Genomic DNA, 21,434 nt, shown 5'->3' with positions numbered 1-21,434 from the left:
GCATTGCCTCCCTTTTTGATCTAATCGCCATTTTCAATCGCTCAAAGTCGCTACACTGTCCTCTTTACCCCATCAGCTCGGGCAACGTCACCTATCATGAGTCAATCAACCCTAGTCTACGATATTCGTAACAGCCGCTACCTTAACATCACCGGGCGTTGCACCTTACGTTGCCAATTTTGCCCAAAACACAATGGCAGCAAGCAGATCCACGACTATCAGTTAGCCTTAGACCATCAACCTAAGGCACAGGAGCTTATCCCTCTGCTAGGGGAGGTTAGCCACTTCGATGAATATGTGTTTTGCGGCTATGGCGAGCCCACCTTAAATCTGACCACCCTGCTCGAGGTTGCCGGCGCAATCAAAAGCCAAGGCGGCAAAGTTAGAGTCAATACCGATGGCTTAGGCAATCTGTTTCACCGGCGTAATATTTTGCCTGAGTTAGCCCCTGTCGTTGACGCGCTATCGATTTCACTTAATGCCGATACTGAAGCGGCGTACCTTCGCCACTGCCAGCCTAAACTCAAAGGCGCCTACCAAGCCGTAAATGAGTTTATAAAACTAGCGCCGCAGTATATCGCCAAGGTGCAAGTGTCGGCCATTGATGGCTTAGAAGGTGTCGATATTGCGCGCTGTAAACAGATAGTGCTGGCCGCCAATGCCGAATTTAAACACCGACATTTAGGCGTAGTCGGCTAGCGGCCTTAAGCAGACAATAAGGCATTAGCGAGGCGCATTTGCGCCGAAAAGGTAACCCAATCTAACACCGACTAATCCATGGATATCGTCACGGGTGTTAGTCAATTGTAAGTCACTGTGTTAAGCCGTGAGAATCTGCTAATATAGCCGCAAAAGTAATTAGACAATGACACTCGATGCTGACGCAAAAACTTCCACTATTGATCACAGGGCAAGGACTTCACTGGTCACCGCAACGGATTTTCTCCGTGGCAACACAGATCATTATTTTGCTGATCAGTTCGATTCTATTGACCAATGTGATCGTTACCCTAGGCGAACGTCGCCTGCAGGAAGATTGGGCCGCACAACGATATAGCGAGCTGCAATCGGTTGGCAGCCTGATTGCCGATAGAGTGACATTTCAAAAGTTTAGAACTCAGATGTTTGCTAACTCTGAGCTGCTCAAAAACTATCTCACCAACCCAAGCGAAGCCGGCCAGCAACAGCTGCAACAAAACTGGCAGTTAATGACAGGTAATATTCCTGAGCTGTTCGATATCGCCTTGTTCGATCCTCAAGGTACCTTTAAATTTTCAGCGGCCAGCGAAATCGCCTATCAGGCATTACCCTCCTCATTATTAGGCGGGGCTAGCAGCATGGGCGGTGGTGAAGTTTACACCTCACCACTGGATTTTACTCAGGTCGATGGCAAGATAGAACCCTATCTGTATCAACTGGCATGGCTCGAAAATCCTGATCTGAGTGTGCGAGGCTACCTCGTTACCTACCAATCGATGACGCGCATGCTCAAAAGCATTAAACCCGCATATTCTAGCGAAGAGTCGCCGCTGTTGATGGTCGATACCCAAGGTTTACTCTATGCTGGTGTTAAAAATAAACCCACTATCAATCGTATCCCCGAGACATTGGGCGCCAGTTTACGCCTAAGCTATCCGGCGTTGTGGCGAAAAATGGCCACCAGCAATTTTGGCCAGTTTCATGGTGATGATGCCACCTTTGTTTACTTAAAAATTGAGCTAACAACCCAATATGAAACCCGCCGGGAGTATTACTTAGTCTCCTATGTGCGCAACGATGCGATTGCCGCCGATTTTTATGAATGGCGTAATATTGTCATTATTGGCTCGGTAGTATTGACCTTACTGTCGCTGGGATTGATCTTGCTGGTGCATGCCTATCGCATTGCGCAGCGTTCACGGGAATTTAGTATCGATCTCGCCAATCGGCTGTTTCATCAAGATACTGGCTGCATCATCATCAATGACCATAATCGAGTTGTTACCGCCAATGAACAAGCCGCCAGATTATTAAATATCCCCCTAGATGAGCTGTCGGACCGTAATTTACAGCGCATCTTGCAAATGGAAGATGAGGACTATGCGGCGATATTAGTGCAGCTTAATGAACATAAAAAATGGCACGATGTTATCGATCTTGAAGAGCAATGTGGTCACTGTCTTGCCGTCACCATAACCAGTGCACAGCGCCCAGCTAAAAAAGGCAACTACCTGCTAGTGACCTTTAGCGATGTGACCGAGTTAAAACAAGCACAAAAGCAAGCCAACCTTAATCGCCTCCTTAATGATAATGCGGTGGCGAGCGCCTTAGTGTTAGTCAATGGCGATCTTACCCTCGCCAACGAAGCGTTTATGCAGTTGCTGTCTATTCACGACATCAACAATAAAAACCTTACCGACCTGCTTAATAACGATTTGAGTTCACAGTGGCCGCGCATCACCCAGCAAATTTTGCTGCAAGGCAGCTGGAAAGGGCAAATCTTATGCGATCCCAACAATCATGAAAACACCTGCCTGCAAGCCACCTTAAAAGGCCATTTAGATAGTGCTGGTGAGATTGAATATATCGTCTGTACCTTAGAGCAGGCACAAACACGCACATTATTACACGACCGGGGCGATTTTATTCCTCATCGCAGCACCATCTTAGTTAACCTGCGGGATTTAGATGATTACTTTAAATCGCTGTCCCCTAAGAGTCGCGATAACTCCAGCCTACTGCTAATCGACATTACCGCCGAAAGCATGCTCAGCCACATGAGTGATATTGGTCAGTTAGAGAGCCGTCAGCGCGAAGTGGAGATCCACTTATTAAAGTCACTGCCAGTGGGCTATCAGATGTCCCATTGGCAACTGGGCAAAGTGATTATTATCTTGCCAGATACCAGCTCGGATGCGGCGCATCATTTTGCGGCCAAGTCACTCAACAGCCTTAATAATATCGGTCTTGGTACTGGTATTTGCATGGGCATAGCCAGCTATCAAGCGGGACAAAATCTAGAGCAATACTTAAGTAATGCCGAAGTGGCCCTGCAGCGCGCAAAACAGATAGGTGAGCAAAGTATTTGCCAAGCCTATACGCGTCACAACGCTGCTGATAAAAAATAGCGCGTATAACGGCTATTGATGCGCCTTGATGATGTAATCCTCTAGGCAACGCTGTAACCAAAACGGCGTGGTCACTTTGCCACTGGCATCTAACTTCAGCCATAGATAAACCGTAGGGTGGCTGAAGTTTTGCAACAGCAACTGATCTTGCTGATAATCAATTTGTTGTGCATGCAATCCATTGATGTTTCTTAAAAAATCAACCGCACCTTGCACCCCGATAATGATAATGGCATCGGAGCTTAACAGGCTGTTGGCGGCGCTGCCCAGATCGGGCGCCGTGGCATATAACTGCAGTTGTTTGCCCACCCGTTTGGCATAACTGCCAAGGGGCGACTTATTGGCAGGAAAAGGCATGGTGATGAGCTTCACCAACGGATAATCAATCATATTATCGATATTGGGGGCTTGCCAAATAGGGTGCTCTTTACGTGCCACAAGATAACCACCGCGATGTTGAATAATCGATTTTGACAAGATAGCGCGGTTATCAGCACGCTCGAAACTGATGGCCGCATCAAGCTCATCATTTAATAATTGCTGCGCCGTGCCCTCGCCCCACGGCGTGGTCGCCACCATCATATCGTCATCACTCACCGCCAGCGCCGCCTGCTTGATACTCTGAGTTAAATTGATCTCCAATTGCGGCACGGTCGCCACCTCGACATTCGCTGCCATCACCCCTTTGCCGCCTCTCACCAGATAGTCCACCTCTTGGCTACAGGCCATCATTTGGCAAAAAATGGGATAGAGGTTATGCGCCGTTTCGGTCGCCTGAAATTGACTCTCGCGGCGAATAAACAAGGGATCATCAAATACCGCTCTGAGCGCTGCTAACGCTCGACTCACTTTAGGCTGTGATAGATCTAGATGATTTGCCACCTCGATGGCATTTTTTCTCACATAGACTTGGCAAAATATCTCCAAGGTGGCTAATGAGATATCGAGTAATTTATCTTTTGGCATCAATGGCTCCGTCACAATGTAAGATCACATTACCTTGAATGTAGGACGCTATCTCAGCCTCAACCCATAGGTTCGCCTGATTGCCCTGCCTAAGCTTGGTCAGGTAATGACGATGGCCATCAGCACGTAAATTAAGCAGTCGATTTTGATCTTCAGGCAAGGCGACCGCATGCAGCTTGGCTTTGGCACATAAAAACGCAACCGCATCGCGATAACAGATCAAGGCTAAGGCATCGCTACGCTCAAGCTGGATCATCAAATCTGCCAACAGACACACCTTGGCCACCATGTTAATTGACCGCCCTTTATCTAAGGCATACATCGCCAGTGGATCGTGCCCTTGCTCAAACTCATGGCCATTAAAACTGATATAAGGGTACTTAAGCATCGTTTCGACATCGATACGACTGTCGCCCTTAAAAATAGGGTGTTGTTGATTACCCACCACCACATAGGCATTGGCTTTGGCGACAAATGCCGACGACAAACGCTCGGAATTATGAGCTTCAAAGGTCACGGCTAAATCCACCTCTAAGCGGTTTAACAGCTTATCGATATCATTACTGCAGGGCTTAATATTAAAGCAGTATGGCTGCTTTAATTGCGACGCTTTATCTTGCAGATAACTGAGTAGATTAAGCGATAACGGCGGCGGGCAGGTAATGGTCATCTGCTGGGTCACCTGTGTATTTACCGGTTGCGACAAGGCCAAACTGGTCTCAGACAGGGTGAGCAACTGTTTTAAGTGGGGGTAAATTGTCTTCGCGAATGGGGTATGCTCAAAACCATGTTGCTTACGAATAAACAAAGGCTCATCAAACGAGTGGCGTAACGCTTTTAAACTGCGGCTAATTTTTGATGTCGCCACCCCTAATTGCTGCGCGACTTCGGTTGAGCTTAAGGTTTCAAACAATAATACAAAGACTTTAATATTAAATAGGCTATTGCTATTAACTCGACTCATGCCTCTCCTTTTCTCAGCATTTATGTCACTTCATTTTCGGTACGCTTAGTTTATTGAGCACTTAAGTGTATTGAGCGGTTAGTTTACCGACCGCTAATTTAAGGTAAATTGCCCCGCAATACGATGACCCAAGGTAAAGAGTGATACCCAATGCAAGTATTTTGTTAAATATGTGATACAGGTAAAGCCTGAGCGAATTCATTAACCTATAAAACCTGATTACGCCCATGCTAGCGCTCAACCATAGCCATTAACAAGATTCACAATTGTGATTTGCACAATATGAATATTAGAGTTTCATCCGCTAAAACTTGAAGTTAAACACCAATAAACACCAACAATCCAGAACATAGCGAAACCCCAAAGACCAAAAGTTAGCGTTAAAGTCCACTGAGACACAAAAAACTAGCATATCAACAAAAAACGGCAGCGTGGATTAAAGTGATGCACTTCATATCGGTCATTGCTACCAATCTTTAACATTTCAAGCAGCTACACCCAGTGGTTAATCTTGGAGATAAATGATGATAAAAACAAAAACAACCACACTGGCGTTACTCATCGCTTCGTCGATGATGTTGACAGCTTGTGGAGATGGAAATGATGGTAAAGATGGGGTTGACGGCGAAAATGGTCAGCCAGGTGTACCAGGGCAACCTGGCGGCAACGGCCTCAATATCGATATGGCTAACGAGGCCATCGCCAGTATCAGCAGTGCGCGTTACGAAAATGGCATTATTACTGTCGACTTTAGCCTTGAAAATAGCCAAGGTGTTGGATTAATCGGATTAGATGGCACGAATCCCTTTCACGATTTTCGCTTTTCATTAGCCCAGTTGCAGACCAAAGATGGCACCGAACTCAAGCAGTGGTTTTCACTTCTCAATGAAACCACCAATGATGCCGGCACCACTTTTGAGCAGGGCTTTGAAAAGATAAACGACTGCCCAGAGTGCTTAACCGATCATCACGACGGTACTTATACCTATACCTTTAACACCAATCTGACCACGGCCGACGATCCTGCTGGCGTCAGTTTCGACCCACAACTGACTCAACGCATCGCCATTGAGATGCAGTTTGAATATGACTCAGGCCATGAACTGGCAGAGAATGCCCACTTCGATTGGATCCCATCGACCAATGCCAGTGAAGGCATAGAGACGCGCGATCTGGTCACCATGCAAACCTGTTACACCTGCCACCAACCAGACAGCCTAAAAGCCCATGGCGGCCGTCGACTCGATATGGAAAATTGCCAGTCTTGTCACAATGGCATAGTCACCGATCCTAACGCTATTTCTGTCGAGTTAGGCCATATGGTGCACGCCATCCATATGGGGCCACACCGTGAAGGTAAAGACAGCGAAGGTAATGTGGTACCCATGCCCTACACCATCGCAGGTTATGGTGGCGCTCACGCCTTTGACTACCCGGCTTTCCCAACTAAACCCTTTATGGATTGCGCCGCCTGTCACGTTGAAGATGACAGCTTAGCCGATAAAGATCTCTGGCTCGCTAATGCCAATGCCAACGCTTGTACCGGTTGTCATACCGACTCTCCTGTGCAGCATAAGTCAGATAAAAACCCAGAGCTGACCTGTACCGATTGTCACAGCGCTGCGGTGCATAACGACCATGCTAAGCCTTACCAAGCGGCAAAAGCCTATGACGCCGTCGTCACAAATGTTGCCATCAGCGTCGCCAATGAAATTAGCTTCGATCTGAAGATAATGGATGAAGCAGGTACGCTTGTCAGCCAAAATGAAGTCTATAAACTGGATTACAGCAAGCCTTATGTTGTGGTCAGCTGGGATGTTGAGAAAGATTATCCCGATTATGATCAATCCCCCTACAGCCAGCGCCGTATCGACATTAAAGATCCAACGAAAGCAACTTGGAATAGCGACAACAGTGTTAGCGTTAAGGTCGCGATGAACTTCCCAGCCGATATCGCTTCACGCTCACTAGAAGTACTACCAGTGCTTAAAGTGTGTTTCGAAGAGAGCAGCACTAACCGTACTAGTTGTGATGCGACCAATGCATATCCTGCCTATGTCCAAACAGAGGCGTATCGCACCATCCTTAACGACACCGCTGCGGTTGTTGCACAGCGCCGCGCGATTATTGATGAGCAAACCTGCTACGATTGCCATAGCTATGAGTTTTACCATGACTCAAATGGCGTCAATTGTATCGCTTGCCACACCAACGATAAGAAACTCGGTGAGGTTGAAGATGCTAATGGCGACGCGCTTGCTTCGGGCGAAATGAAGTCCACCAGCTTTATGTATAAAGCCCATAAAGCACAAGGTCATGATAATGGCCATGGCGGTAGCGGCACCATTTTGAAGACTGACTGCACCACTTGTCATGCTGAAGTCGAAGGTTGGAGTGGTAAAGATTATGGTTTCGAGCTCGGTCGTAATGCAGGCCAAGCCCATGCTGTACCTAGCTTTATTCCAGGTAAAAATAACGATCCCGCGCTAACGCCAGTTGAAACTTGGTATGCTTCATCTGATGCGGCTTCGTGCATTAGTTGTCACCAGAAGTATCTGTCAGATGCCGCTATGGCACACATGCAAAATAACGGCGCTTACTTTGGCCCAGATAAGCAAGAAGCCAAAGACGCTAAAGAAGCCTGTGCGACTTGTCATAGCCCAGAGAAAATTATGGAGCACCACGGACACCAGCTATAACCCACAAGTGATACCCCATTAGGTGCTTGGTGATACCAAGCACCTACACTAACCCTGCAAAGTTAGTCCCTGCAAAGTCAAAAGCGCCCTCGGGCGCTTTTTTATTCACTCGACATTATCAATTTAGCGTCTAGCAGTTGGATAAGCTGTGCGGCTGAACCGTGTTCGAGGGGGCAGATTACTAATCGCGATTTTGAAGAACATTAGCGTCTGACGAAGTGGATATTGGGGCAGAGACTTGAAGGTCGAACCTTCACTGTTATTAATCGCCTGTCCGGCGGGGAATGTGCAAGCGCTCTTTTGGCTCGCCGCAAGCACGTCCGTGTGGGCTCTGCGAAATCATCCATGATTTCGAAGGCCAAAACCGCGCTTACACTTATCTCTAACGCCTCTTCGATTTAGCCGTATTTGATGTGGGTTACTAGTTCAAAAGCTACCTAGGTTTTGTCCAAAAATAATTTTGCTTTTAACGTTTCTGTGGATACCAATTACGGCTAAATCGAAGAGAGTGAGAAGTCGGTGTATCTGCACTTAAGGCCTGCGGCAGGCAATTGATACACCATGCAGCCATGGTTCAAAATCCCCCCTCTAAACACCTAAAACGGGTAGAAGCGATGCTTCACTCACCGAGTCGAGGAAGCACCGGCACAGGCAATGGATAACAGTGAAGACACGAGCTTCAAACACAGGTAATTGATACTCCATCAAGCACAGCTTCGCTGCCAGCGAAGTGCCACCTTAGTCTTCGCTGTCTTGTTCCCCACCTATTGGCGTCATGCCATCGGGTAACTGGCTTTCGGTCACCTCGACTATGGTCGAACGGTTCATGGTGATCTTATAACGCGCATATTGCGGCGGATTACGTCCTTCTCGCAACCTTAAAATAAGGTTGACTTGGTAGCGCCGCTCAACAGAGTCATAACTCACTTGGCCAGCAGATTCTTTATAAATTTTGGCTCTGCCGCGCTCCAAATAACGCGCAAACGGCACCAAACTAAAGTTTACTTGCTCTTGAATGGTCGAGTAACCGGCTAAAAAGTCTTTCTGGGCGATGCGTGAGTATATACCGTAGTGCAAGATCTCCGAATCGACCTTATTTTGGCTATGACGGCGCTTTAATATCTCTTCAATCTGTTCAGGCAAGTCTTTGTACTTAATAAAATCTAGCCAGACTAACTGACGCCCAATGACCGCTTGCGTGGTGGTATCACGCAGAATGCGGCTCCAACGCGGCCGCCCCTTTTGGATAACCCGCCATAAGGCATTGCGAATATCTTCTTTAAAAATTTCACGAAAGCCATAGATCACCGCCAAGGTTAACACCAGTGACAGGGTCAGGCCGTTAAACACACCTTGGGCTTTAATAATCAAGGCCGACACGACCAGCATCACCCCACCGGTGGCTACGCCGGTGGTGAGTTTCTTTAAGCCCACACCTAAGGTTTTAAGCTCCTCTTTGAGCACGACCCCTTGTTGGATCAAACGTCTTAATAACAACATCTTATTTGAGATGCGGTTAGGATCGTCTTTGGTTTGCGCAGAATTATACTTTTTAACTTCACGATAGGTCCGCTCATTACGACACAGCGACAACACCTCTTCAGTCAATTCATTGTAATCACTGCTGCGCGGCGCATGGGAGATCAGTTGTAATAGGCGCTGTTCACAAAACCACGACAGGTAATTATCGGAGTTTTCGAAATAATGTTTCCATTTAGGGTCGCTCGGTTCATTACGGCGAAACTTCTTCAGTAGCTGGGCGACAATGTCACTGAGCTCATGCAGTGAGGTGTAAAATTGCTCAACATCTTCCACCTGGGCCAACTCTTTACTGTCGGTCTCAATCGCCACCGCAAACTGGTAAGCAAACAGGTTTAAATAGAGCCTAAACTCTTCGACGGTGCGCTTATTTTGACTAATAAAGCGCCCTTGCACTAAAGGCAGATGTAGACCTGAGGAGTAATAGGAGCGGCGCCCAGCGATGGCCGAGTAATAATATTCTTCTGCATCGAGGCTTTGAGAGTTAATTCCCATCTCTTTGGGTAAAAAGAAATAAAGGTCTAACCGCCTTTGATCACCCACTTTCATCTGGTGGGTAAACTTTATCGACAGTGACTCTTCCTGCTTAACATAAACCTTAGACACACGACCTCAAAATAATAAAATATATCATAAACTTATAGGTTGTTATTTAGTATAACCCAAGATGTGTCAATGAACTAAGCGACAACCACATACGGTATTGCTGGGCTGAAACAACACTACAGCGTAATCACGATGGGGGTCTAAGTCTAATGATTCAATAGACAGATTATGCATACCTTGACTGTCTAAATTAAACGAACTGACATAGGAAAGATACTGCATATGTTGCGGACGACTGTCGGGGCGTTCATCTAGGCTTTCTTCTTTGGTGTAGACCGAAAAATCAAACCGATTGGCCGCTTCATCATAGTCGTTAAGTTGTCCCTGCATACGAATGGTGCCAGCCGAGGTCCCGTCTAAATTAAAATAACGATAATTAATCTGCGCCTGCTGCGCTTTGGCCATAATGTCGACCAACAAGTAATGACGTCCACCGCCTAAGGGGTCGCGACTATCATACAGCTCAGAGCTGCAACTGAGCATAATACTTTTTGCCGGATACAGATAACGGTAACTAATGGTGGCACTTGTCGCGAGCAGCAGCAAGATAGTGAGATTAATGGCCCAGAGTAGTTTTCTATTCACACAAAGATACCTCTGCCAGCCAAGCCTCGGAAAGAAATGCTTTGCGCTGCCTAAAGTCAGTTAGTTTAAGGTTACGTACCACAGACTGGCCCAGCTTTTCGCCGCTTAGGGTGATATTAAATACTTGCTTATCATGTGATAAGGATAAAAAGACTTTGCGCCAAGGGGAGGATTCACACTGTTTAATTTCTGCCGCTAAGCGCTCGGTTAAGGCGATAAGCGAAGTGTTGTTGGTCTTAGAGGTGGCAAAACTGCTTAGGGTGACTTGCTGGCCAGACTCCAGCGCCACCGTTTGCTGGGCAAAGGGGGCCGTTGTTTGCGTCTCAAGGTTGGCCTCACTTAGCCACTGCCCCACGACAAATACCATGCAGAGTGTGACAGCTAATGCGACAATTAATGCGACAATCATGTTAGCTAACGCCCTAATATCTAAGCGTTGTAACCTTTCTCTAGGGTGATGAATCCACGCCTTTACTTCCTGCTGTTGCGCCAGTGACGATGCAAGCTTCAATCGATAACCTTTGCCTTTAACGGTTTCAATCAAATGTTCATCGACCGGCCCCAAAAAAGAGCGCAGCATAAAGATAGCACGGGTCACCGACGAGTCGCTCAGCGGCGGGTGCTCAGCATCGGCGGCGCCCAGTATCTGCTTAGGCACCACTTGATCCTGATGTTCTGCCAAAATGCGCAGCACTTGCCATTCAGCCCGAGGCAATTGCCACTGTTCTTGCGTGCCTTGATGGGTCAATAGCCCTTTTTGAGCATCAAACAGGCAGTCACCTAGTTGCATTAATCACTTTATCCTTCACTTTGCCTTACCTCACACTTTGTATATAGAAAAAGAGTATCGATAACGCAGCCATGCACTCGTTGCGCACTTAATTGACTGGGTCATTGGTCTGCACCACCTATCCGTGCTCATCATTGATGCTGAGCAAATGTTAATACAGGCGATAAGCCAACAAAGCGTAATAAGTTAATAGGCCTATAGCATAAGCAATGCGATTCATTATTTCTGTGATCGCCATTATCTCGTTGCAATCTATATGGAAGTCATCGCCAAATCGAGAGGTTCACTTGTTGTTACGCGAAGCCTGTCACACTATTCAGCCCATAAATACCGAGCCCCCCGCTAGCTTCAATCAGCACAAATTAACATGAATACAACAAATAAGACGTTACAGCTCACATCTTAATCTTTACCCCTAATCGATCCAGGCATCCATTAAGAATAAAACCGATTAAGACTGCCCACCCAATGTCACATTGCGGCCTAGTAGGCCTGTCTTTTTGCCGCAGCTATCTTCATCCATCAGCCGTCACACTATTTACAAGATTCTCGCGCCAAACTGGCTTCAAGTTCGGCGGGATAGATAACACTTCCCCTCAACAATCATTGCAGTAACAACCCACTATTTTATTAATAACGAACGAATGCTATCTCAATGAGGATATTTTTATGACCATTAATAGACGCCAAGCACTGACCAAAATTATTGGTATTAGCACCGCCGCAGCCGGAGCGACCCTAATGGGCACTTCCGCTTTTGCCGCTACAGATGACCAAGGTAATTTTCATTTAGCCTTAGGGGATAAACTCAAGTATGTGCCACTCGATGCTATGGCAACCGCTAAGCTTGCTTATGAAACTCCCGGTGGCTGTATGCATCAGGTGTTCCACGCCATGGTAGCTATGCTCGCGCAATCATCTAGTGCTGATGCGGCCAAATTTGCCACTATCCCAACAGCATTAGCGGCCTATGGCGGAGCGGGGATAAGCGGTCAAGGCACAGTCTGTGGTAACAACAATGCTACGGGGATGCTAGTTAACATCCTTGATGATATTAACGGCCAAAATTCCGCAGTGATCGGCGCCTCTTTTCGCTACTATGAAACCCAAGAGCTTCCATATTCTAGCGATGAGTTCGTTGCAGGTATCGGCTCAACAGCAGAAAAAACCGCGCTAGTAGGTAAATCATCAATAGCCAACAGTATTCTGTGTCACTCTTCTATCAGTAACTGGTCTAAAGCTTCTGGCTTTACCTTTAGCCAAAAAAGCGAGCGTTGCAAGCGCCTATCTGCCTCTGTCGCTTATCACTTAGTTGAGCTACTCAACCGCGCTTATGCGGGAGAAGACTTGTCTGCACTGCCAGAGTCTAAGCCATCGAGCGAGGCTCAAGCCTGTCAAAGCTGTCATGGCGTAACCGACACTATGGGCAGTGCTGCCAGTGTTAAAACCGATATGGAGTGCACCACTTGCCATACCGGTCACTTTAATTAAGGGAGGCTGATATGAATGATAAATTAGTAACTGGCCTACTGGCGACACTGTTACTGTGCGGCGGTTGCGGCAGTGATAATGCTGATACCATCGAGCCACCAGTTGAGGTGCTGCCTCCAGTAGCGGACGGTATCGATATAAATGAAGCCGCAGCGATTAACCTCACATTGGCGCAGTTCGATGGCGTTAGCGGGGCATTAAGCTTCACCTTGGCAGATGATGGCGAGCAAGCGATCACCAACGTCAAAGACTATCGCATTACCTATTTTGGCTTTCCTGACGATGAAACACCGTCACGTAACGCTAAAGCATGGAAACGCTGGCATGTCACCCAAGCCTTTGCCTGTGATAGTGCTGCGGCGCAATGTGATGGTGTATTAGTCGAGTCAGACAAGGGCCAGTACAGCTTCGAAGCCATCGGGCTCAATTGGGATGAAAATAGTGCACCCGGTGCGGTACAACGCTATCAAGTAGCCATTGAAATTAACGGCGCGCTTGCCAGTAACGAGCTAATCTTACACTCAGCCATACCCGCCTCATAATATCTTCACCTTACGGGCATAGACCACACGGACTATGCCCGTTTATCTGCCATATTGGTCAGCATCCCCTCCCCATACATCAGCGACTTTATGCTAATACTAAAATCTAAGCGTTAAGTTAAATTTTGTGCGACACGCTCAGCAGGGTATGGCGGCGCTAACATGGGCTATCGATTCTTAGGGATAGTTCGCCTTAACAAGGCGTTGATGGTTTAGCAGCGATAAAGTGAGACGGCTATAGTGGCGTAGCATCACGACTAAAAGAGCGAACATCATTAAGCGAACCGAGCCGCAGCGGGCCATTTTTCACTTAGACACTCACCTAGACACTCATCTAGACAATCATCGGGTCGGCCAGGGGGGAAACACACTCGAAGCGGGCTCAAATAATGAGTAAATCAGTAATAGCAACAACACAATCTGGGCGATCAAAATCGAATACTGTTTCAGCGACATACTCTTACCCGGACGCAAGGCCCAAAAACGCGCCGCACGCGTCGATTTGCTGTGCAGAATATACCCTTGCCCATCAACGGCTTCAATAAACAGCGCCGACTTACCTAAAAAGAAGCGCACACGTTTAATTGCCGCCTCAAGGCTGGCGAGCGAGCGAGCCTGCTCTGGCAGGCACGCTAACAGCTGCTCGTTTGATAGCACTTTATCTCGATGCTGCACCAATAAGTTAAGCACAGCGAACTCAGCTGGCGGCATACTCCAACTGGTATCATTATCTTGATTTGACAGCTGTGCTTGAGCAATATCAAACCAGCAGTGACCGATTTGCATAAGCGTTCTCACATCAAAAACTATGAGTAATTGTACTCACAACCCTGGCTGACTGCTGTGATAATGCGGCTATCAGCGAAAGCAATGTTGATTTCCGTGATAACGGACACAAAACGGCTTTTGTTGATGGAGAAAATGACTCAACACCCGGCGCAAAAATGAAAAAAAGCGCCCTATGGGCGCTTTTATGTCCGAAAGTTCAATGCATTACCATGGCAAGCAAAGCAGCAAGTTTAATCGCGTGCATCAAACGCTGTCTATGGCGTGAGTACTGGTTTAGAAAGAATACAGCAAGGTCATATTGGTTTCGGTGTCGGTACTCTTTTTATCATCCAAGGGTTCGCTGTTATAACGTACGACCACGGCAAATTTCATCGCCAGAGCGCCAGCAATATTGGCAGTAATAGAGGTTTCAGAGCGGCCTTCTAAGCTCTCACCGTAATCGGCGGTAAACAACTGCTTAAAGGTAGCGCTGTCTGAAACTTCTGTCTCAAAATTCATCACGCCGTGAGCAACCCAGCTTTTCTCGCTGTCATAACCCGCGGCTAAGCGGCTCTCCTCATCTAGGCGCTTGTACTGGTAACCAGGACCCACTTCGATAGCAAACAAGGTCTTAGGGGTGTCGATAAACTTATGACCATAACCGACAGAAACGGTTGATTTAGAATCGAAACCAGTAAAAGGGTCAATCTCGTGATTGGCATTGGCAAACATATAATTGACGTCATCAAACTTATAGTTGCCCTGCACTAAACCGTAGTAACGCTTACCCGTCTCTTCACCGGTATCTTCTTTATACAGCGCCTCAAGTAGGTATTGGTTCTCCCAATTACCCAGCTCATGCTTCATGTCTAAACGCCCTTTTAGAGACGTGGTTTCGGTATTACCTGTGGTCACCGTGGCTCCTAGCTCGGCATCGGCCGCAAAGGTTTTATCACCCTTAACAAAATCAGCGCCGGCATGGGCGGCAAAGGGGGTTGCTAGCAAAATTGCAGTCGTTGTCAGCAGTTTGTTAATTGTCACGTTACCCATTTTCACGTTACCTATGTTGTCGAAGTCCCTTAAAATTGGCGCAATCTTAACATTCACCATACAAAAATGAAAATGCAGCTTGCATCAGCTCATTTATCGACTAGCAGATGGCTAGCATTGCTTGACTTGTGGTGGGGACGTTATTTGTAGGCATAAAAAAACCACCTTACGGTGGTTTTTTACAGGCAAACTTAACTTAGTTTACTTTTGGATCTAACTCGCCAGATTGATACGCCTTGTACATCGCTTGTAGTGATTTAGGCTTAATCTTAGACCCCATACCCGCACAGCCAAAGGCTTCATAGCGCGTAGTACAGATATCGGCCATAGCTTCCATCGACGCTTTAAGGAATTTACGCGGGTCAAATTCGCTTGGGTTTTCAGCCAAGAACTTACGTACCGCGCCTGTCGATGCCAAACGTAAATCGGTATCGATATTCACTTTACGTACGCCGTGCTTGATACCTTCAACGATCTCCTCAAGCGGTACACCGTAAGTTTCCGGAATAGCACCGCCATACTGGTTGATGATCTCAAGCCACTCTTGTGGCACTGAAGATGAACCGTGCATCACTAAGTGAGTGTTAGGAATACGCGCGTGGATCTCTTTGATGCGATCAATGCGTAGCACATCACCGGTAGGCTTACGGCTAAACTTGTAAGCACCATGGCTGGTACCAATGGCGATGGCGAGTGCATCGACATGGGTGTCACGTACAAAGCGCGCCGCTTCTTCTGGTGTGGTTAGCAGTTGGTCATGGCTAAGCACGCCTTCGGCGCCCACACCATCTTCTTCACCGGCCATGCCCGTTTCTAGGCTACCTAGACAACCAATTTCACCTTCAACCGACACACCACAAGCATGAGCAAAGGCAACGGTTTTACGGGTCACATCGACGTTATACTCATATGATGCTGGCGTCTTACCGTCGGCCATCAATGAGCCATCCATCATCACAGATGACATGCCAAGCTGAATAGAGCGCTGACAGATATCAGGATCAGTACCATGATCTTGGTGAATACACACAGGGATATCTGGGTACTGCTCAAGCGCCGCTGCCATCAAGTACTTAAGGAACTGAGGACGGGCGTACTTACGCGCACCTGCCGATGCCTGTACGATCACAGGGCTGTCGGTTGCTTCAGCGGCCTGCATAATGGCACGCATCTGCTCAAGGTTGTTAACGTTAAACGCAGGCACACCATAGTTATGTTCAGCGGCATGGTCTAACAGTTGACGTAGGGAAATTAAGGCCATTTTTTTACTCCAATAATAGGGTGTAAGTTAACGTGTTAATTAACCATTAACTTAGTCACCGAGGTCACTATCGTTTGGACAGATTTTTATACTAACGATGGCAGCCACATCCTGCAGCTGCACATCGTCAGCGGTTTTTTTTATAATATGAATGATTCGTGTTACTTATTCTGTAACCCTTATTCGCCGCGGCTCTCTAACATCGCCACAGCAGGCAGCTCTTTACCTTCGAGAAACTCTAAGAAGGCGCCGCCACCGGTTGAGATATAAGATACTTTATCGGCAATACCGTACTTGTCGACCGCAGCAAGCGTGTCACCACCGCCCGCAATAGAGAAAGCAGATGACTCGGCAATCGCCTGTGCAATTCGCTTAGTGCCTTCGCCAAATTGGTCAAATTCAAATACGCCTACCGGGCCATTCCAGACGATGGTACCGGCATTTTTTAGGATCTCAGCTAGGGCTTCGGCGCTGTCGGGGCCGATATCAAAGATCATGTCATCACTGGTGACCGCATCCACCGCTTTGAGTGTGGCCGTCGCTGTTGGGCTAAACTCGCTAGCCACCACCACATCCGTGGGCACAGGGATATCAGCGCCGCGACTTTGTGCATTAGCAACAAGGCGCTTGGCTTCATCGATAAGGTCCGCCTCATACAGTGACTTGCCCACTTCATGACCGGCCGCTGCGATAAAGGTATTGGCAATACCGCCACCTACCACTAACTGATCAACTATGCCTGATAGGCTTTCAAGCACTGTCAGCTTGGTTGACACTTTAGAGCCACCGACAATCGCTACCAATGGGCGCGCAGGGTTGTCCATCGCCTTACCTAATGCTTCTAACTCTCCTGCTAATAGCGGACCTGCGCAGGCAATAGGCGCATAAAGACCGACACCATGGGTAGACGCTTGGGCGCGATGAGCTGTGCCAAACGCATCCATCACATAGACATCACACAAGGCGGCAAGCTTTTTAGATAGCGCTGCATCATTTTTCTTTTCGCCAAGGTTAAAGCGCACGTTTTCAAAAACGACCACTTCACCCACGTTAGCCTCAACACCGTCAAGGTAGTCGGTCGCTAGGCGCACAGGGCAATCGAGTGCTTTAGCAAGGTAATCGACCACAGGCTGCAGAGAGAACTCGCTGTTGTACTCGCCTTCTGTTGGGCGCCCTAGGTGAGACATCACCATGACCGCCGCACCTTTTGCTAATGCCAACTTGATGGTTGGCAGTGAAGCACGCAAACGCGCATCACTGGTCACCACGCCATTACTGACCGGAACATTTAAATCTTCACGGATCAGCACGCGCTTCCCTTGTAGATCCAACGCTGACATATTGATAATCGTCATTTTACGTTTCCTTAAGTTCAAAAGTTAAAAGATAAAAGTTAATACAAAACCGGTTCATGCTGTGGCTAATTAGGGACGTTCCACCTAGATTAACACTCAGCGGCTAAGCCTACTGTAGGCTTATTTACTGCGCCCTTACGGCGTTAATCATCTCTAAACTGGTGTCGAGCATACGGTTGGCAAAACCCCACTCATTATCACACCACAATAATAGTTTGACTAAATGGCCATCACTCACCCGAGTTTGGGTGCCATCGACAATCGATGAGCGCGGATCATGGTTAAAATCACATGACACCAATGGCGCATTAGTATAGCCCACCACTCCTTGATAGGAGCCATTAGCCGCTTGTGCCAGCACTTGGTTAACTGTGTCGATATCGACGCGCTTGTCTATGGTCACCGATAAATCGATGGCGGTGACATTGATAGTGGGCACGCGCACCGATATGGCCTCAAATTTATCTTTCATTTGTGGCAAGATGCGCTCGATACCCCGTGCCAGTTTAGTATCGACCGGAATGATCGACTGCCCCGCCGCGCGGGTTCGTCTTAAGTCGTCGTGATAGGCGTCGATCACCTGCTGATCGTTCATCGCCGAATGGATAGTGGTTATCGCGCCACTCTTAACCTTAAAGGCTCTATCGAGCACCTCAATAATGGGCACTAGGCAGTTGGTGGTACAAGACGCATTAGAGATGATGGAGTGATGGGCCTGTAGCGTATCGTGGTTAACCCCATAAACTATGGTGGCATCGACATCACTCGATGATGGATGGCTAATCAGCACTTGTTTGGCCCCTGCTTGCAGGTGCGCCTCACAGGCTTGCCTATCGATTAAGGCACCAGTGGCCTCATACACGATATCGATATCCAGCTCAGCCCAAGGCAATTGGCTGGCATCGCGTTGATGCAATAACTGAATACGGTCATCACCCACCGTCATAATATTATCGACCAATGACGTCGGGGTTTGAAAGCGACCATGAGTGGTATCGTATTGGGTTAAGTGAAGCATGGCTTCAGGTTTAGCCAGTTCATTAATGGCGACAATTTGAATGCGGTCGCGCTTGCCCGACTCGTACAGGGCACGAAGAATTGAACGACCAATACGGCCATATCCATTGATAGCAACTTTGATCATTAAGCGCCTTGACTCCTCACTCTATCCCTGCTCGCATACTGTTGATGCGACAACGGCTTACCTGATATCAACACCAGATAAGCCGTCCCATCTGGCGTGAGCCACTAAGCTGCTCACGCCTCGACTCACACTAACGCTTAAAACAAGTCGTTAACGGTCGCCACTACGTTATCAACGGTGAAGCCGAAGTATTTCATGAGTTCGCCGCCTGGCGCTGACTCACCGAAGGTGGTCATGCCCACGACTGCGCCGTCGAAACCAACATACTTATGCCAGAAATCAACGTGAGCCGCTTCGATAGCAACACGCTTAGTTACAGCGCGTGGCAATACCGACTCTTTGTAGGCCGCATCTTGTGCATCAAACGCATTGGTCGATGGCATAGAAACCACACGAATCTGCTTACCTTGCTCAGTTAATGCAGCGGCAGAGTCCAGTGCCAGTTGCACTTCGCTACCTGTAGCAATCAAAATGACATCAGGTGTACCAGCACAATCACGCAGCACATAACCACCTTTCACCACGTTAGCCAACTGCTCATCGGTACGGGCTTGAGCGGGTAGGTTTTGACGGCTAAAGATAAGCGATGTTGGTGCATCACGGCGCTCGATAGCATTCTTCCATGAGACTGCCGTTTCGGCCGCATCACATGGACGCCATACCATCATGTTAGGAGTCATACGCAGGTTAGCGAGCTGCTCAACAGGTTGGTGAGTTGGGCCATCTTCACCCTGACCGATAGAGTCATGGGTGTAAACGAAGATGTTTTGAATACCCATCAGTGCCGACATACGTACCGCATTACGGGCGTATTCCATAAACATCATGAAGGTTGCGCCGTAGTTGATGAAACCACCATGCAGAGACACACCGTTCATGATGCCGCTCATACCAAATTCACGTACACCATAATAGATGTAGTTACCGGCAGCATCGTCTTGAATGCCTTTAGAACCAGACCAAAGCGTCAAGTTAGAACCGGCAAGGTCAGCTGAGCCACCAAGGAGTTCTGGCAACATAGCGCCAAAAGCACCAATGGCATTTTGTGACGCTTTACGGCTAGCAATGCCTTCGCCTTTCTCTTGGCATTCTTTAATGAAGGCTTGTGCTTTCGCTTCGAAATCGGCTGGCAATTCACCATCGATCACGCGGCGCTTATATTCGGCAGCCAATTCTGGGAACGCAGCTTCATACGCGGCCAGTTTTTCATTCCAAGCCGATTCGTTGCTTGCGCCCACGTCTTTAGCATCCCAACCCGCATAAACGTTTTCTGGGATATCAAATGGCGCGTGTTCCCAACCAAGGAATTCACGGGCAGCGGCGATTTCAGCATCGCCTAGTGGCGCGCCGTGACAGTCGTGGCTGCCAGACTTGTTAGGAGAACCAAAGCCAATAACGGTTTTACAGCAGATCATGGTTGGCTTGTCAGTGACTGACTTAGCTTCTTCTATTGCGCTGCTAATCGCTTCGCTGTCATGGCCGTCCACATCGGCAATCACATGCCAGCCATAGGCTTCAAAACGCTTAGGTGTATCGTCGGTGAACCAGCCTTCAACATGACCGTCGATAGAGATACCGTTGTCATCCCAAAATGCAATCAGCTTGCCTAGACCTAAGGTGCCCGCCAATGAACAAGCTTCGTGTGAGATGCCTTCCATCAAACAACCATCACCTAAGAAACAGTAGGTAAAGTGGTCGACAATATCGTGACCTGGACGGTTAAACTGCGCCGCCAGGGTTTTTTCCGCAATCGCCATACCAACCGCGTTACTGATACCCGCGCCTAGTGGCCCTGTGGTGGTTTCAACACCTGGGGTGTATCCGTATTCTGGGTGACCAGGGGTTTTAGAGTGAAGCTGGCGGAAGTTTTGCAGTTCTTCGATGGGAAGTGCGTAACCAGTAAGGTGCAGCAGAGAGTAAATCAGCATCGAGCCATGACCGTTAGATAAGATGAAACGGTCGCGGTCAACCCAGTTTGGGTTAGTCGGGTTGTGCTTAAGGAAGTCATTCCAAAGCACTTCAGCGATATCTGCCATTCCCATTGGGGCACCTGGGTGACCTGAGTTGGCTTTTTGAACGGCATCCATACTTAACACACGGATAGCGTTTGCGAGTTCTTTACGAGATGACATGCTCTCTCCTGCTTATTATTGGGGATTTTGCGGGCAATTGTGGACGCATATTTTCCCCTACTAGGCGGTGGGACGCAAATAAAATTCGCCAAATTGCCCAGATTAACCCGATCTAAGCAGTAGAACCCGTATATGTAGGCTTAAGGAGTCGTGACCATGTGTCAACTTAAGCCCATTGCTCCATGATATTAACCTAGTAATAACACCTCACCGCCACATTGAGATCAAATGGCTAACGCCGCCTCATCACTCTTAGGGTCTTATGTGGTAATTGAGTGGCAATATGACAAAAAATCATCCCCAGAGACTCGGAGATTAAATCATCACTAAAAGATAATTAGGTGATGAATTACAATTTGTTAGCTACATTTAGGCACCCGTGTCGGTCTGGGAATGCTGCGATTTACTGCGCTTTACCCCACAATTTTTATCGAA

Annotated in this window: 16 protein-coding genes; 5 read left to right on the top strand and 11 right to left on the bottom strand. The window is 47.8% G+C overall.

The genetic code is table 11. The features are described from left to right. Window positions 1–96: 96 nt before the first annotated feature. Window positions 97–699: a TatD family nuclease-associated radical SAM protein gene (locus AC5YB1_RS05335; RefSeq protein WP_494521014.1), complete on the top strand. Its 603-nt coding sequence runs from the start codon at window positions 97–99 to the stop codon at window positions 697–699. 176 nt (window positions 700–875) lie between these two features. After that, complete coding sequence (locus tag AC5YB1_RS05330; protein WP_494521013.1) at window positions 876–3,107, top strand: PAS domain-containing protein; 2,232 nt, start codon at window positions 876–878, stop codon at window positions 3,105–3,107. A gap of 12 nt (window positions 3,108–3,119) precedes the next feature. Here the strand turns inward: AC5YB1_RS05330 and AC5YB1_RS05325 are convergent, their stop codons facing one another. After that, a complete protein-coding gene (locus tag AC5YB1_RS05325; RefSeq protein WP_494521012.1) occupies window positions 3,120–4,073 on the bottom strand; it encodes a LysR family transcriptional regulator in 954 nt (317 codons plus the stop codon). Further along, entirely contained in the window at window positions 4,060–5,037 is a 978-nt protein-coding gene (locus tag AC5YB1_RS05320) for a LysR family transcriptional regulator (protein ID WP_494521011.1), read from the bottom strand. The genes AC5YB1_RS05325 and AC5YB1_RS05320 overlap by 14 nt, the downstream gene beginning before the upstream one ends. A 521-nt stretch (window positions 5,038–5,558) precedes the next feature. Between AC5YB1_RS05320 and AC5YB1_RS05315 the strand changes: the two genes are divergently transcribed. After that, window positions 5,559–7,736 (top strand): OmcA/MtrC family decaheme c-type cytochrome, encoded by a 2,178-nt coding sequence (locus tag AC5YB1_RS05315; RefSeq protein WP_494521010.1) that lies wholly within the window; start codon window positions 5,559–5,561, stop codon window positions 7,734–7,736. Between the two features lie 738 nt (window positions 7,737–8,474). On the opposite strand, the gene AC5YB1_RS05310 is transcribed toward AC5YB1_RS05315, so the two are convergent. From AC5YB1_RS05310 to AC5YB1_RS05300, 3 genes are all read right to left on the bottom strand, one after another. Further along, the gene (locus tag AC5YB1_RS05310; protein ID WP_494521009.1) at window positions 8,475–9,881 is read right to left on the bottom strand and encodes a hypothetical protein; all 1,407 of its coding nucleotides are present in this window, start codon (window positions 9,879–9,881) and stop codon (window positions 8,475–8,477) included. Window positions 9,882–9,947: 66 nt separating this feature from the next. Continuing rightward, a complete protein-coding gene (locus AC5YB1_RS05305) occupies window positions 9,948–10,466 on the bottom strand; it encodes a hypothetical protein (RefSeq protein WP_494521008.1) in 519 nt (172 codons plus the stop codon). After that, window positions 10,459–11,256 carry a winged helix-turn-helix domain-containing protein gene (locus AC5YB1_RS05300; protein WP_494521007.1) on the bottom strand — a complete coding sequence of 266 codons (798 nt, stop codon included), beginning with the start codon at window positions 11,254–11,256 and terminating at the stop codon, window positions 10,459–10,461. Before AC5YB1_RS05300 ends, AC5YB1_RS05305 begins: the two co-directional genes overlap by 8 nt. Window positions 11,257–11,925: 669 nt before the next feature. Here AC5YB1_RS05300 and AC5YB1_RS05295 point away from each other — a divergent pair. Beyond that, the gene (locus tag AC5YB1_RS05295; protein WP_494521006.1) at window positions 11,926–12,747 is read left to right on the top strand and encodes a cytochrome c3 family protein; all 822 of its coding nucleotides are present in this window, start codon (window positions 11,926–11,928) and stop codon (window positions 12,745–12,747) included. An 11-nt stretch (window positions 12,748–12,758) separates the two neighbouring features. Beyond that, the gene (locus AC5YB1_RS05290; RefSeq protein ID WP_494521005.1) at window positions 12,759–13,289 is read left to right on the top strand and encodes a hypothetical protein; all 531 of its coding nucleotides are present in this window, start codon (window positions 12,759–12,761) and stop codon (window positions 13,287–13,289) included. A 342-nt stretch (window positions 13,290–13,631) separates the two neighbouring features. Here the strand turns inward: AC5YB1_RS05290 and AC5YB1_RS05285 are convergent, their stop codons facing one another. The 6 genes from AC5YB1_RS05285 to tkt form a co-directional block, all read right to left on the bottom strand. Continuing rightward, window positions 13,632–14,075, bottom strand: a complete 444-nt coding sequence (locus AC5YB1_RS05285; RefSeq protein WP_494521004.1) for a winged helix-turn-helix domain-containing protein — start codon at window positions 14,073–14,075, stop codon at window positions 13,632–13,634. A 276-nt stretch (window positions 14,076–14,351) separates the two neighbouring features. Then, window positions 14,352–15,107, bottom strand: a complete 756-nt coding sequence (locus AC5YB1_RS05280; RefSeq protein ID WP_494521003.1) for a DUF481 domain-containing protein — start codon at window positions 15,105–15,107, stop codon at window positions 14,352–14,354. A gap of 196 nt (window positions 15,108–15,303) precedes the next feature. Further along, on the bottom strand, window positions 15,304–16,368 hold the full coding sequence (gene fba, locus AC5YB1_RS05275) for a class II fructose-bisphosphate aldolase (protein ID WP_494521002.1): 1,065 nt from the start codon (window positions 16,366–16,368) through the stop codon (window positions 15,304–15,306). A 179-nt stretch (window positions 16,369–16,547) separates the two neighbouring features. After that, entirely contained in the window at window positions 16,548–17,723 is a 1,176-nt protein-coding gene (locus AC5YB1_RS05270) for a phosphoglycerate kinase (RefSeq protein ID WP_494521001.1), read from the bottom strand. Between the two features lie 124 nt (window positions 17,724–17,847). Beyond that, window positions 17,848–18,867, bottom strand: coding sequence for an erythrose-4-phosphate dehydrogenase (gene epd, locus AC5YB1_RS05265; protein WP_494521000.1), 1,020 nt, complete (start codon window positions 18,865–18,867; stop codon window positions 17,848–17,850). Window positions 18,868–19,004: 137 nt separating this feature from the next. Next, entirely contained in the window at window positions 19,005–20,999 is a 1,995-nt protein-coding gene (tkt, locus tag AC5YB1_RS05260) for a transketolase (RefSeq protein WP_494520999.1), read from the bottom strand. Window positions 21,000–21,434: the final 435 nt, after the last annotated feature.

It is taken from the genome of Shewanella sp. 433, from assembly GCF_059338565.1.
This window is presented reverse-complemented; position numbering and strand designations above follow the sequence as displayed.

What these genes read in the sequence shown, in the direction of transcription:
- AC5YB1_RS05330 (WP_494521013.1), top strand. Translation starts at nt 876, where the DNA reads ATGCTGACGCAAAAACTTCCACTATTGATCACAGGGCAAGGACTTCAC.
- fba (WP_494521002.1), bottom strand. Translation starts at nt 16,368, where the DNA reads ATGGCCTTAATTTCCCTACGTCAACTGTTAGACCATGCCGCTGAACAT.
- AC5YB1_RS05320 (WP_494521011.1), bottom strand. Translation starts at nt 5,037, where the DNA reads ATGAGTCGAGTTAATAGCAATAGCCTATTTAATATTAAAGTCTTTGTA.
- epd (WP_494521000.1), bottom strand. Translation starts at nt 18,867, where the DNA reads ATGATCAAAGTTGCTATCAATGGATATGGCCGTATTGGTCGTTCAATT.
- AC5YB1_RS05325 (WP_494521012.1), bottom strand. Translation starts at nt 4,073, where the DNA reads ATGCCAAAAGATAAATTACTCGATATCTCATTAGCCACCTTGGAGATA.
- AC5YB1_RS05285 (WP_494521004.1), bottom strand. Translation starts at nt 14,075, where the DNA reads ATGCAAATCGGTCACTGCTGGTTTGATATTGCTCAAGCACAGCTGTCA.
- AC5YB1_RS05290 (WP_494521005.1), top strand. Translation starts at nt 12,759, where the DNA reads ATGAATGATAAATTAGTAACTGGCCTACTGGCGACACTGTTACTGTGC.
- AC5YB1_RS05270 (WP_494521001.1), bottom strand. Translation starts at nt 17,723, where the DNA reads ATGACGATTATCAATATGTCAGCGTTGGATCTACAAGGGAAGCGCGTG.
- AC5YB1_RS05300 (WP_494521007.1), bottom strand. Translation starts at nt 11,256, where the DNA reads ATGCAACTAGGTGACTGCCTGTTTGATGCTCAAAAAGGGCTATTGACC.
- AC5YB1_RS05335 (WP_494521014.1), top strand. Translation starts at nt 97, where the DNA reads ATGAGTCAATCAACCCTAGTCTACGATATTCGTAACAGCCGCTACCTT.
- AC5YB1_RS05315 (WP_494521010.1), top strand. Translation starts at nt 5,559, where the DNA reads ATGATGATAAAAACAAAAACAACCACACTGGCGTTACTCATCGCTTCG.
- AC5YB1_RS05295 (WP_494521006.1), top strand. Translation starts at nt 11,926, where the DNA reads ATGACCATTAATAGACGCCAAGCACTGACCAAAATTATTGGTATTAGC.
- AC5YB1_RS05280 (WP_494521003.1), bottom strand. Translation starts at nt 15,107, where the DNA reads ATGGGTAACGTGACAATTAACAAACTGCTGACAACGACTGCAATTTTG.
- tkt (WP_494520999.1), bottom strand. Translation starts at nt 20,999, where the DNA reads ATGTCATCTCGTAAAGAACTCGCAAACGCTATCCGTGTGTTAAGTATG.